Origin of the sequence: Desulfovulcanus ferrireducens (genome assembly GCF_018704065.1) — a bacterium.
Classification (GTDB): Bacteria; Desulfobacterota; Desulfovibrionia; order Desulfovibrionales; family Desulfonatronovibrionaceae; genus Desulfovulcanus; species Desulfovulcanus ferrireducens.
The window spans coordinates 26,131-39,370 of sequence record NZ_JAGUQP010000018.1 but is presented as its reverse complement, the minus strand read 5'-3'; the positions used below and the strand labels follow the sequence as shown (position 1 = coordinate 39,370).

12 protein-coding genes are annotated in these 13,240 nt (G+C 42.3%); 2 read left to right on the top strand and 10 right to left on the bottom strand.

All coding sequences use genetic code 11. The features are described 5' to 3' along the window. Positions 1 to 2: 2 nt before the first annotated feature. The 5 genes from gatB to KFV02_RS07580 form a co-directional block, all read right to left on the bottom strand. Positions 3 to 1,433, bottom strand: coding sequence for an Asp-tRNA(Asn)/Glu-tRNA(Gln) amidotransferase subunit GatB (gene gatB / locus KFV02_RS07600; RefSeq protein WP_252380947.1), 1,431 nt, complete (start codon positions 1,431 to 1,433; stop codon positions 3 to 5). Positions 1,434 to 1,470: 37 nt separating this feature from the next. Then, the gene (locus tag KFV02_RS07595) at positions 1,471 to 2,112 is read right to left on the bottom strand and encodes a DUF4254 domain-containing protein (protein ID WP_252380946.1); all 642 of its coding nucleotides are present in this window, start codon (positions 2,110 to 2,112) and stop codon (positions 1,471 to 1,473) included. Positions 2,113 to 2,463: 351 nt separating this feature from the next. Continuing rightward, entirely contained in the window at positions 2,464 to 3,645 is a 1,182-nt protein-coding gene (gene mltA / locus KFV02_RS07590; RefSeq protein ID WP_252380945.1) for a murein transglycosylase A, read from the bottom strand. 172 nt (positions 3,646 to 3,817) lie between these two features. Then, positions 3,818 to 5,569 carry an ARMT1-like domain-containing protein gene (locus KFV02_RS07585; RefSeq protein WP_252380944.1) on the bottom strand — a complete coding sequence of 584 codons (1,752 nt, stop codon included), beginning with the start codon at positions 5,567 to 5,569 and terminating at the stop codon, positions 3,818 to 3,820. A gap of 3 nt (positions 5,570 to 5,572) precedes the next feature. Further along, complete coding sequence (locus tag KFV02_RS07580; RefSeq protein ID WP_252380943.1) at positions 5,573 to 6,421, bottom strand: NAD(+)/NADH kinase; 849 nt, start codon at positions 6,419 to 6,421, stop codon at positions 5,573 to 5,575. 140 nt (positions 6,422 to 6,561) lie between these two features. Between KFV02_RS07580 and KFV02_RS07575 the strand changes: the two genes are divergently transcribed. Together KFV02_RS07575 and flgM are read left to right on the top strand one after the other, a co-directional pair. Beyond that, positions 6,562 to 6,978, top strand: a complete 417-nt coding sequence (locus tag KFV02_RS07575; RefSeq protein ID WP_252380942.1) for a DVU0524 family FlgM-associated protein — start codon at positions 6,562 to 6,564, stop codon at positions 6,976 to 6,978. Between the two features lie 79 nt (positions 6,979 to 7,057). Next, the gene (gene flgM / locus KFV02_RS07570) at positions 7,058 to 7,351 is read left to right on the top strand and encodes a flagellar biosynthesis anti-sigma factor FlgM (protein WP_252380941.1); all 294 of its coding nucleotides are present in this window, start codon (positions 7,058 to 7,060) and stop codon (positions 7,349 to 7,351) included. A gap of 297 nt (positions 7,352 to 7,648) precedes the next feature. Here the strand turns inward: flgM and fliW are convergent, their stop codons facing one another. From fliW to flgN, 5 genes are all read right to left on the bottom strand, one after another. Then, a complete protein-coding gene (gene fliW, locus KFV02_RS07565; protein WP_252380940.1) occupies positions 7,649 to 8,128 on the bottom strand; it encodes a flagellar assembly protein FliW in 480 nt (159 codons plus the stop codon). After that, on the bottom strand, positions 8,110 to 8,343 hold the full coding sequence (gene csrA / locus KFV02_RS07560) for a carbon storage regulator CsrA (RefSeq protein ID WP_252380939.1): 234 nt from the start codon (positions 8,341 to 8,343) through the stop codon (positions 8,110 to 8,112). The genes fliW and csrA overlap by 19 nt, the downstream gene beginning before the upstream one ends. 57 nt (positions 8,344 to 8,400) lie before the next feature. Continuing rightward, a complete protein-coding gene (flgL, locus tag KFV02_RS07555; RefSeq protein ID WP_252380938.1) occupies positions 8,401 to 10,269 on the bottom strand; it encodes a flagellar hook-associated protein FlgL in 1,869 nt (622 codons plus the stop codon). 347 nt (positions 10,270 to 10,616) lie between these two features. Beyond that, entirely contained in the window at positions 10,617 to 12,761 is a 2,145-nt protein-coding gene (gene flgK / locus KFV02_RS07550) for a flagellar hook-associated protein FlgK (protein WP_252380937.1), read from the bottom strand. Then, entirely contained in the window at positions 12,761 to 13,234 is a 474-nt protein-coding gene (gene flgN / locus KFV02_RS07545; RefSeq protein WP_252380936.1) for a flagellar export chaperone FlgN, read from the bottom strand. The genes flgK and flgN overlap by 1 nt, the downstream gene beginning before the upstream one ends. Between the last annotated feature and the right edge of the window lie 6 nt (positions 13,235 to 13,240).

Here is a 13,240-nt window from a genome sequence, read left to right as displayed (position 1 = left end):
AATTAACTCAACTTTTCTCTCAAAATTTTATTCACCAAACCTGGATTGGCCTGGCCTTTTGTCTTTTTCATCACTTGACCAACAAAAAAACCGAGCAACTTGGTCTGACCGCTCTTATACCTCTCAACTTCGCTGGGCAAACTGGCCAAAACCTCTTCCACTACCTGTTCCAAAGCACTGCTATCAGAGATCTGAACCATGCCCTTGGCGCGAACATATTCTTCGGGATCCTGACCCGTATTAAAAATTTCGGAGAAAATGCTCTTCCCGATTTTACCGCTAATCAAACCATCATCAATTATTTTTATCAGTTTGGCCAAATTCTCCGGTCTGAATTTAGTCTGGCTAATATTTATTTTGGCCTCGTTAAGTTCGCGCAAGACTTCGCCCATAATCCAGTTGCTGATTTTTTTGGGCTGGTTGTAAATTTTTACTGTCTGTTCAAAAAAATCTGCCAGATCTCTCTCCGCAGTTAACACCTCCGCATCATAAACCGGCAAATCGTATTCCTGAACAAACCTGTCCTGTTTGGCAGCAGGTAATTCCGGAAGCTCTTGTTGCCAGGCCTCAATCCACTCATCTTTCAGCACCAATGGTACCAGATCAGGATCCGGGAAGTAACGATAATCATGGGCCTCTTCTTTACCACGCATGGGCTTGGTAATATTTTTATCTGCATCATAGAGCCTGGTTTCCTGAACCACTTTGTCACCATCTTCGACCAGGTCAATCTGACGCTCTATCTCATATTCTAAAGCCCGCTGCACGTGACGAAATGAATTCATATTCTTGAGTTCAGTCCTGGTCCCGAACTCTTTCTGCCCTTTGGGCCGAATAGAAACATTGGCATCGCAGCGGAAACTGCCCTCTTCCATGTTTCCATCGCAGATATCTAAATAGACCAAAATACTACGCAGGGCCTTTAAGTAAGCTACAGCTTCCTCCGGGCTGCGAATATCCGGTTCAGAAACAATCTCAATCAAGGGTACTCCTGTGCGGTTCAAATCCACAAAACTAACATTTTCCGCTGACGAGTGAACTGATTTGCCCGCGTCTTCCTCCATATGAATCCGGGTGATGCCGATTTTCTTTTCCTTTCCACCCACTTGAATAGTAATATAGCCATGCTCAGCCACAGGCAGTTCGTATTGTGAAATCTGATAACCTTTGGGTAAATCCGGATAAAAATAATTTTTGCGGGCAAAAATTGACTTTTTGTTAACCTTACAATTCACGGCCAATGCCATCTTAACGGCATATTCCACCGCCCTTTTATTCAGTACCGGCAACACCCCGGGCATACCCATACATACCGGACAGGTATTCTCATTGGGATCCTTACCGAACTCTGTGGAACATGAACAAAAAATTTTACTTTTGGTTTTTAGTTGGGCATGGACCTCCAACCCAATTACACTCTCATATTCAGGCATTTATAACACTCCATTTTTCAAATTTACACCTTAATCCTTATCCCTTAGACCTACTATATAATTCAGGATTAAGCTTTGGATCATTATACATTTTAAACTGAAAATAAACTTTGGGTCTTTTTAATCCCAAAGCATATTCTTCGATCAAATCCAGAATACTTTGCCCCAGATCTTCGTGCTGTTCCCACAAAGTGACAAGTTTTTCTCGGCAACGGGTAATATGCTCCTTGTCAACGTCCTGACGCTGTGTCTGCTCCTGCATATGATAAATTTTCAAGCTTAAAATCGACATCCTGTCCAGGGCAGAGCCAATGGTTTCAGTATTGTATCTCGTTTTCGCCTCTTTTGGCAGTATGGTTTCTATCCTTTGTACTAACCAGGCATCCATCTTCTCAATAAGATCATTGCGCTGCTGGTTTAACCCATCAATTTCTCTTTTACAATTGGCAATGACCTCAGGGCTGACGTCTGTCCTTCTGGCCTTATCCTCCACATGCCACAATTTAAAATTGCACAAATGCTGGGCCAGAACTATATCTCTCAAATCACTTTGGTCATCCAATTCGTCTAAAAACAATCCCGGCTCGTTCTGATGCCATTCTGTCACTTTTTTTAATTGTAGGCTCCAGCAATCACGAAGGAGATTTTTAAGAGAGTCTTTGCTGATTATTTCATGCATAATCTTTATAATTCCCGTCTCGCGCTTCTGAATCTGTGGCCAAACCCCATTTTGACTGCCAGATTAGAAATCCTGGTTTCTTGAAAGCATTGCAAAGGGCTGGACAAACCATCTTGACGAAGCTTGCGGATAAGCAGAGCATCGGGGTGACAAAACTGAATATCCGGGACTATTTACCATAACTATCGATAATAAAAATAATATTCATTTATCCTAAATGTACCATTATGCTCTGTCCGCAAGCAAGCTATAGATGGTTCCAGACATTTGCACCAGCATGAAAGAAATCAGGATTGAAAAAAATTATGAAAATTTTTCCTCTATTTATGTAAGGTTTGGCCACAGATTCATCTATTTTTTTCTTACCAATAGAAAAATTTCCGCCCTCTTTTTTAAATGTCCGGCCATATATTCTGCACGACTGCCCGAGCCGCAAAAAAGGTCAAAGTGGTTACCATTAATGGCTCCACCCCTATCCTGAGCCAGAACCAGACCTGAAAATTCCTTTTCTCTACCTTCCTCAACCGGAAGTCGAGTCTGCAAAAACAAGACAGACCCCAAAGGAACAAAAGAATGATCACTAGCCACACTCACCCACGGCGTCAACGGCTGACCCATGCTACCCAAGGGACCATTATCACCTAAACGAAAAAAAACATAACTGGGATTAGTATATAAAAGATCGTCAGCAATTTCTGCATGTTCCTTTAAAAATTTCCTTATTGATTGGAGACTGACATTCTCTAAACTTAAATAACCATTATCAGCCAAGACTCGACCTAATGATACATAGGGCCGGCCATTCTTCCCTGCGTATAGAACATGCTTAACCTGGCCGTCCGGTAAAACTAGCCGCCCTGATCCCTGAATATGCAGAAAAAAAAGAGCTATTTTATCTTTAACCCAGGCAATTTCTAGACCCTTTCCAGCGAGAACTCCCTGTCCATCAATTTCCGCTCTGGAATAATACGGCTTTATCTCCCCATTATCCAGGCGATACACTAAACGCTGCCCCTGCCAGCGTGGATGAAACAGACCCAGGTCCACTACTTTCAAATCATCCGGACAGGCGTAAACAGGATAGGGATATTCAGGAGATGGTTCAAGCGAGCCTTCCAGCCACGGTTCATAATAGCCTGTAAGCAAAACATCCGGTTTTAGCTCATAAAAATCAAAAAAGTCGCTTAAAATCTTTGGGTCTTGATCCAGGCGGGGCAGGAGTTCAAGGAGTAGTTCCAGTGTCTCCTGCAAATCCTGCCAAGTAAGGGTTAAGTCCGGTCGTTTCAAAACCACCTCAGAGCCATTTTTACGACGCACAAACTCCAAACTTCTTTGAATACTCGGCTTAAGTTCCTGCCATGATCGCAATTCTTGCCCAATAGGCAAACGTGGCAACCTGGATACTATCTTTCTTCCCTGCACATAATCAAAATAAGGCTTCTCCGGCGCCTTAGGAGCACAGCCCCAAACCAGAATTAAAAGAAAGCAGCAAAGATATAGTTTTGTGAGTCGCAACTTACAGAAACAATACATGCCCCTGGTCTTCTCCTATTTAGAGTCTATGGCTCAACACCATTTTGACTACCAGATTAGAAATCAGGATTGAAAAAAATTATGAAAATTTGTCCTCTTAAGCAAGGTTTGGCCACAGACTCTTTAACCTTTTCTACCTTTTAGTCTTTTTGCCTTTTACCTGCTCTCCTTTTTACCTCTCAATACTGGCATCAAAAAACTTACCGACCCCATACTCTCTACGGCGGAAAAACTTTTCCGGACTTGGCCCAATTATCTGCATTTCCGGATACTTGCGCTGTTCCTCCAGGGCGATTTGCATCTCTTTAGTGCAACCGGTAGAAAATGTAGCATCTTTCCCTGCCCAGATAGGCGGAACTTTTTGGCCCATGAGTTCAAAACTCTTCTCTATATCGGCCACGGTCTGGAACCTCCACACATCAATCAACCCGCTGCGCTGAACAATCTCCCACATATACATCAAGTCATCCCCATCCAGGCCCGGCTCAAAATGTTCGGCTGGATTGATAATAAAAGTGCCATCCAGACGCGAGCGCAAATAATCCACAAAACGATTTAGAATATTTATGGCCACCTTAGTCTGCCCCGGGATACTGCCAACAATAGCGCTATAAAACATGACCTTTTGGCCATTGGCCTTGGCTTCTCTCATCTGTCGCTTGATCTCTTCAGCCTTGGCTAAAATCTCCTTTTCCGTAACCTTACGCACCCGAGGGCTCTTTTCTTTGAAGGCAAAATGTAACTGACCCTGTTTATCTCGGTAAAAAGCCAGAATATCCCGTGTAAACTTGTGTGAAGTCATAATGAGACGCCGAAAGTTGCCTTCGCCCTTGGCAAAGATGAGGTCAGATTCCTTCCAGGCCCGTGCAAAAGTGACACTAGTGCGGCAGAGGTTCAATCTTTCCCTGGTTCCGTCAGAGATAACCACCAAATCATTTTCCCTGAGGGCCTTGAGTAGCTCTCTTTTGGATACCTGGTGATTCTCCAGGAAAGTAGCCCCTTTCAGTTCCTCGGCAAGAATAGGATCATTTTCATAATCCCAGAAAACAGGATAGTCATAGTAAAAACCTTCTTTTAATGCCAATATGACTTTATGCCCCTGTCTGATCAAAGATTTGATAACCATGATGTCGAAGAGAATTCCCCCCGCACTGTTGGGCAGATACAATATTTTCAGTTCTGTTTTTATGCCCGGCCCCATAAGCTTGGTCATGACCTGATCAAATTCATCCCAAATTTTAGCCAATTCACCATTAACCAAGTTAGTTTCCGGGGCAAAATGTTCGTTTTTCCAGATAGCATCCCATGTAGAGAGGCAAAAAAGTCTTTTCAACTCCAAAAGATCCAGTTCCCATCTCAGGTCCTGAATACGCTGACACCCCATAGTGGAACTGGGGCAGGCACTTAAAAAACGAAAGAATAGAGGGCTTTCTACAACTCTTTTGGCCCTTTTATTGAATTCTCTTTTCCGGGCCTCAAATGGATCCTGCTGAGCAGTCTGACTTAAAAAAATTGTCAAAAGCCTTTTTATTAACCTGGAAGGAATAACAAACGGCGATTTAAATACTTTTTGGAATTTATGCCTACATAAGGCCAGTACCTTTTTTTTAATATACTCATCACCGGTAAAATCTTTGATCAAGGTTACCAATTGGCGCCACTTGGAACGGTATTCCAGCCGCAATTCCTCTGTCATTTTGGACATTAACAGGTTCTTCAACATCCAATCACTACACGGCGCAAACACTTGGTTCTCATCAAGATCGACCATAAATCGCATTTGTTCCGGGGAAGCATTCTCACGCGGGTTGGCCAAATGCTCAATGTTATTTTCGGTCATGAAATGAAGCAGCCAGGCATCAAGATAAGGGTCTCGGCCATAGTAAAGTTCTAAGACCGATGAAATTTTAGGCAAATTGGGCAAGACCTACCCCCTGTTTAGAAATTTTCTTTCGACCAGCTTCTGGACAAAATCAACATTCTCAGGGCTGATCAGTTTAAATCTCTTTTCTGACTTTTCTATTTCCACGACATCACCAAAATTCAGGCTATAGCCGGCTTGCCCGTCAACAGTTAACATTATTTCCGGATCTATATCCTGAATGTAGATGCGGGCCCTTTCCCGGCCAGGCAAAACCAAGGGCCTGAAATTTTGCAAAAAAGGACAAATCGGAGTGACAACAAAGGCATCGAGTTCCGGATACACAAGAGGACCGCCGGCTGAGACAGAATATGCCGTAGAGCCTGTAGGAGTTGCGAATATAATTCCGTCCGCTCGAAGATGCCCGAACTTTTGACTGCCCAAGGTCAGGTCCAGATTAATCAACCTGGCCAGGCCTCCCCGATGAACGACCAAATCATTTATGGCCTGACCTTCTTTAAACACTTTTCCCTGACGAATTACCTTAAAACTTAAAACCAGTCGTTCGGAAATACGGTAAGTTCCACCTAGAATAATTTCCAATTGTTCCTGCCAATTGACGGGCGAAATCTCGGCTAAAAAACCCACCTGACCTAAATTAACACCCAAAAAAGGAACATCAGAGGTAGTGATCTTCCTGGCCACACTTAAAATAGTCCCATCTCCCCCCAGAACTAAAATCAGATCCGGCTTTAACGAACCTATATCGATTATAGTACTTTGAACTTGATTATCCAGTGTCCAGGATTTAAGATTCCTGGCCATCAGCCAGGCCTCAATCTGCAAAGCCAAAGAGAGGGCATCCTTATTTTGTGCCTTGGTAATGATGACTATATTTTTAAAATGATTGTACATATGAGAACTTTAGCTAATCAAGCCAAATCATTCAAGTAAAAAGAACTTGGTGCGAGAGCAGATAAATTTCGCTCAAGAATCCTTTTTCCCCTAAAGTTTTCTTCTAACTTGCCGATACAGACGAATAGAAGAGGAAAAGCATGACTATCAACCCCTTTCTTGTCAAAAGCGTCATACGCGTCTATGATCGCCAACTAACCAATGGGCGAAGAATAGCCAGACTAAAAAAATACTTGCAACAGTCTGGAGGGGGGGACTCCGTAACCATCTCACAAGAAGCAAAAAGAAAACAACTGGTGGAAAGGGTATCCAGAGAAATAATAGAGAACTTACTAACCTCTGACAGCAATAATCCTGTTGTGCAAGAAATAAAGTCTGAGCTAGAAAAAGAATTTCAACAAAAACTAATTTTTCGCTATCCTCCATCCGGAGAAGAAATGCAAATTTTGAAGCTAGGTCCTCATGGTCCGGAAGAATTAAAGCCCGAGGAAAAAGATGCGGTTCTGAACAAGCTCTGGGAAATTACCTTGGTTAAGGTCAATGAAACCATGTTATAAGGGATTGAGAAACAGAAAGTTCTTTCTTACCATTTAATCCTTAATCCTAAATGTTTAATCATATTTAAGGAGATAACTCATGGAAATAAAAAATATTTTAACAGGTATTCAAACCTACAAGCAAACGAAAATCGAGAAAGAGGAAAAGCCCTTATCAAAAAAGCAACATTCAATATCCACTGAGGATAAAGTTTCTCTCTCTTCAACTGCCAAACTTTACAAGACCGGTCTTGATACGGCCAAGCAAAGTCCTGAAGTACGTCTGGAAAAAATTCAGGAGTTAAAAGAAAAGATTGAGGCTGGAGATTACCATCCGGATGAGCAAAAAATTGCTCAGAAGATACTCGAGGATGAGATGGACTTGTGGATTTAATTTTTCAAACCATACAAACAATTACAACAGTTACACCTACAAAAAAAATATACTGTCTAAGTTTGCTGCTCTTCAGGAGATAGTCGAATTATCTGTCTTTCGAGTTCGCCGAGGTTATTCACTTCAACTCGCAGAAGGCGGGATTAAGAATGAGGGGAAGATACATCCTTCAGGAGGATATCTATTTGTTGCGTAATTTTAACTTATTATTTTAAACTTTTATTTTACCGCTTCCGATAGCTCACAAAAAAGCTCTTTTCGACTTTTAAACTTCCTACCTCATCGCCCCTTAACAACTCAACCTCCCGACCTGCCTACTAGTTGCTTCTCACTATTTGCTTTCTGCAAATCAGCCAGGACAACCCTAGAAGCTCCGGTCAGTTCCACCTGAGGTACTTGCAGCCCCAACCGAGCCTTGGTATTAATCAAAATTGGTCCCGCCAAGTTTAAAGTTGTCTTTTCTGGCTCTCCAGGAGGGATGGTTACTGTAACCAGAACAGTCAAGTCATATACGCTTTGCAGACGCAAAATCTTTTCTTCACTTTTTCCAATCACTACGGAGTAGTTGGCCAAAAAAGTATAGGGATCAGCCACAATCAAACCCAGTTTTGGGTTCTCAATGTTTTGTAACAGAAGAAAAGGAGAATTTGGTTTGACCTGAAGCAGGGTAAACTCCCGCGCACTTTCAAACCCTATTAACCCCCGCGGGAAACGAAGGATTTTTTCTTCTTCTATAACAAACTGTCCTATGCGTGATTTTATTTCTCTCTTTTCCATAAACTCGCTACTACCAAAAAATCATCTTCTCTAGTTAGCATGGCTTGCCTATTCTCGTCCTGGATCTTTTTGTATACTTCATCTCGATAAACAGGCAAATCTTCCGGCACTTCAATGCCAATTTTGACCTGCTTGCCCTTCAAGGCAAGTATGGTTATTTTTATATCGTCACCAATGTGAATACTCTCACCTGGTCGACGGGAAAGAATAAGCATTGTAGTAAAATATTTCCTAGTTCAAAGTTCGTAGCTACCCTTACTGAAAACTTCTAACTAAATATATTTAACCAAACTCATGCGCATAATCATAGCCGACGACTTAAGTATAGCCTCATAAACGAACTGCTGCTGGCTCAAGTCGGTCATCACTTCAGCCACATCCACGTCCTCCAGCTTACTTAACCTCTCGGTCTTATTTACTTGGAGCCCGGACAGTACCGTATCCACAACATCCAAACGATTTTCCCTGGCCCCAACCCTGGCCAGCCGATTAGAAATATGCTGTCGTGCTGTCTCTATATTTTCCAAAGACTGAGCTATTGTATCCTGATCATTGTTTTCCATAGCGGCCACAAATTTACCAAGAGTTACAAATAAATTTTTTCCAGGTTCAGTATCTGCAAAAGCAGGTTTAACGCCATATTGATTGTGACCACCAAATATTTCCCAGCCAATTTCATTTATTTGAATTGTATCGCTGGGAGAAATCTCAACATCCAGGCTGGCTGTTTTGGGGTGAACAACAAATTGATCGCCAGCTTTGATCTGGTCTTGAGTGCCCTTGGCAGAAAGATAGAGATGCCCCCCAGGAATAAGCAGATCAGCCTCTGCCGTATTGGCTGTTGTCCCTTGAGTCCAACTGCGACCTCCATCGGTACTGTATGAGTAAACTACGCTAGAAACTGTAGTAGTATCTCCCAAAACAAAAGAAGTCTCTACTTTATTTCCTCCACTGTCCAGACCATAATCAATACGGACCATGATATCGGAGTCAATCTCACCCTGAGCATAGGCATTAATTTCTCCGCCATTCACCCTCTGTTGGACCGCGATACTATTAGTTAAAACATCAAAAGTAACTCCACTTGCATCTCCTGTTCCATTTAAAACCACCTGTCCATCAGGCAAATCTATAATGGTCTGCCCAACAGTCGTGCTTGCAGCTGTAAAGGTTGTTGTGTCTCCGGGAATCCATGTCGTTCCCCCATCATAACTGTATCTATAAGTCACATCTGTTGGTATGGACAGATCTCCTGAAACAATCTCAACTCGCACATCCTTGTCAAAAGCGCCCTTAAGGACAGCATTAAAGTTCTCCGGGGAACCAGTGCTACCAAATTTAACCGCGGCCTGAGTTTCATCATCTCCGTTATAAATAGCTGTAGAAGTCACATACAACCAGGTACCTTTTGAGGTATCCAGGTTCGTCTCAGGGCTGAGGTCAACCTGGTATCCCTCTCTTAATTTTACTGTCACTCCATCCAGATCAAGCTCATACGGCCCGGCAGCAGTAATAGTTTTATTGCTCGACCATGTTTTACCACCATCCCTGGAAAATCTATAATTGATATTGTCAGTTCCTACGGTAGCCTGACTGTTGCTGGCCCCAACAAATTGAACCAGGATTGAATGGTCACTATACCCGGAAATTTCCTGCAAATAAGGCTCAACATTCCCATCCTGAGCATAAACCATCATGCCCTTTTCATAGGCGTTGCTGTCTACTTTATGTCCAGCAAAAATAGATTTGCCTTCATAGGTTGTATTGGCTAAATTTATCATTTGATCAAAAAGCTGACGGGCTTCATAAGAAACAATCTCTCTATCTTTATCTGTCAATGTACCGGTTGCTGCCTGTTCTGCCAATTCTTTAAATCTGGTCAGAACATTATTCACCTGCAACAAAGTCTCGTCAGCAAGAGTTAGCCAACCTTTGGCAGTGTCTACATTCTCCCGATACTGACCCAGAGCTCCTAAAGAATCCCGAAGATATAAGATCCTACTTGCCCCCACTGGATCATCTGATGGACGATCAATTTTTTTCTGGCTGGCCATCTGGTTGTTCAGTTCCATAAGCTTTGAAGTAGAACTGCCCAACTGATTGATGATACTGCTATAAAGGCTGCTCTGTGTTACGCGCATAGTTTTATCCCCTCAAACCAAACAAACGCTTATGAGTCTGTGGCCAAACCCCATTTTAACCGCTGCTTGAAAGTCTTGGTTTCTGAAATGCATTACAAACGGCTTGGGTAACCCAGTCTTAACGAAGCTTGCGGGAAAACAGAGCATCGGGATGAATGGGCTAAATATTTTGCGATATTGACCATAACTATCGATAATAAAATAATATTTGTTTACCCAAAGTATCCCATTATGCTCTGTCCGCAAGCAAGTTTAGTTGGGTCCAAGTCTTTGTACCAGCATGAAAGAAATCAAGACTAGAATAAACCATGGAAATTAAGTTTATAAAAAGGTTTGGCTACAAGCTCTTATGGCTTCAAAGCAAGTAAAGTCTGCATCATGCGGTCGGCAGTGGATATAAGTTTGGCCGCAGCTTCATAAGCATGCTGAAACTTAATTAAATTACTCATCTCTTCGTCCATATTCACGCCTGAAACTGCCTGCTGCCGATCATTTAAATCATCCGCCAAAGTCTTGTTGTACTGAAAATTAAATTCAGACATTTCTGTATCTGCGCCCACATTACTGACCAGAGAATTATAGTACTCTTGAATAGTTTGTGTTGTAGTACCTTCAAAAGTAGTAGTAATACTAACATCACTATACTGCAGCTCCGCAATGGATCTGGCAATCTGGTTATCTCCTGGATTTACTGCACCATCTCCATTTACATGTCCTGCATTGATAAAATTAAGATTATTGCGCACCTGGACATTTAATGATATACTTCCTGCATCGGATCCGTCAAAAAATGTATTTATCCCCAAAGCCGCAAGTAATCCAGAGCTATCATTCCCAAAGGCAAACTTGTAATTAGTACTATCACTAAGATCATCTTTAATGACCAATTTATTATTCACAATTTCTGCTGTAAGGTAGCCACTAAATGTATTATTAATGGCATCTCGTACATCTTCAAGACTATGCACATTAGGATCAAAATTTTGTATGCCACTGGTTGTTGCATCAAAATCTAAAGGTCCGGAAACACCAGGTAAAAACTGGCCGTTTTCATCGTAAATATATATATTAAAATTGCCCGCTTGAAGTTTATCCCCAAAAGTAAGTCCTGAAGAAAAATCACCTAAAGGATTAACGGTACTGGTCACTCCATATGTCCCGGTCACTGAGGAAAATTTTGTCAGGCCCGCGCCCTGAGAATGTATCCTATTCACCTCCCAGACAAGGCTTTTAGCCAATGCATCGAATTTTTCTCTATAGCGGCCTACGTAATGGTCCCGAAAATTAAAATAACCTGCAATGCTTCCGCCTACTAAACGGCGTTCGTTCACCGCACCATTACTGAATGTTTGTGGTGTGATATTCATGGCCGTAGAGCTATTTTTATACCAGTAAAGTCCCTTTTTAGGAATAATGGTAAAATTATCTCCTACACTTAAATTCGAAGAAGCTGGACTCTGGGAATTACTTTTATCCCCAAACCAGATGGCAATATCGTGACCAGGTATCCTGACACGATTATCATAATCATTAGCTGTAAATAGCATCACATTGCCATCTTCATCCTTTAGCCACGTTTGTCCGCCGTCTATAGACACTTTAAATGTAGCCGCGCCAGCCGAACCATCTGCCGGGCCATCCGTAACAACTTCAATTGTATATTCATAATCAGAAGTGCCTTCAAAATAAATACTGTCAGTAAAGACTGAACCGGCAGTTAAATTGGCAATGGACTTTGGACCTTCAAACTTCAATCCAAAGTATGTGGTTCCGTCCACCAGGGTATGTCCGGCCCTGGTAGTAATAGTCACGTTCCCAACACCATTATCAATGTAATTGATATCAATTTTCTCAGCTAACTCCCTGACCAGGGCTGCCCGCTTGTCTCTTTGCTCATTGGCATTGTTCTTCCCTGCTTCTTCATGCATATTAATCTGACGGTTTAACTCTGCAATCTGCTGCAAAATCTCATTGACTCTGTCCACATCCTGCGAAATGTAATCATCCATCTGCTTTTGCACATTGTCCAGGTCACCATTTATTAATCCCATTACATGGAGTAAATTCTGCGTACGCCCTATCAAAGCAGTCCTGGTACTGGTGTCCTCTGGTCGCATGGCCAAGTCCTGCCAATCCTGCCAGAACTGACTCAAAACCTCACTTAACCCTCCATCCTCCATTCCATTTAATAACCCTTCAACGTCACTCAAATAAGTCTGCAATTTATCCCACATCTCTCTGTTTGAAGCCGTAAAGTTGTATTCTTCCTCAATAAACTGATCAAAGTGGCGAATAACTTCTGCAGCCTTTACTCCGGAACCTAGTTGCCCTGGGACAGAATCAATACCAATGCCCTCTTCCAGACGTACTTCTTGACGACGATAATCAGGATTATTGGCATTAGCGATGTTATTGCCAACAACTTCAATAGCTGACTGGGAAGCAAACAGGGCTCCCCGACCAATATTTAACAGCGAACTAATACCAGGCATTATAAAGTACCTCGAAGCAACGTAGCTCGGGCAGTTTTCTGTTGCCACCTGCCACGAGCCGAGTAAGTATCCTTATTCCTGGGCAGAAGCCTTTCATACAAAAATTTGGTCAGTTTTGTAGTTTGTTCCGCCAATGCCTGCGCTAATTCTGCGTTTTTTGCCGCTTGCACAACACATTTCTGTTCGTTTTCTTCCAGGCTACCAAGAAGATTTTCTATCTTAGCTTTCTCGCCATCACTCAGTTCGAGAATATAATCCTTAATGGAAATGCAACCTATCTGCTGGAGTAAACTTTTTAACGCTTCCTTCTCGTCAACAAGCTGCCGAATTAATTCCTGGATTGAAAACTCTAGGGAGGAAATTTTTTTAGGGTCATGCCCGCGCAGGACGGAAAATTCTTCCTGTAAAAGAGTCCTCAAAAGAACGAGGCCTTGCTTTTGCCTTTTAAGACTTTGCTCGATCTTTGCCTGCATGAACAA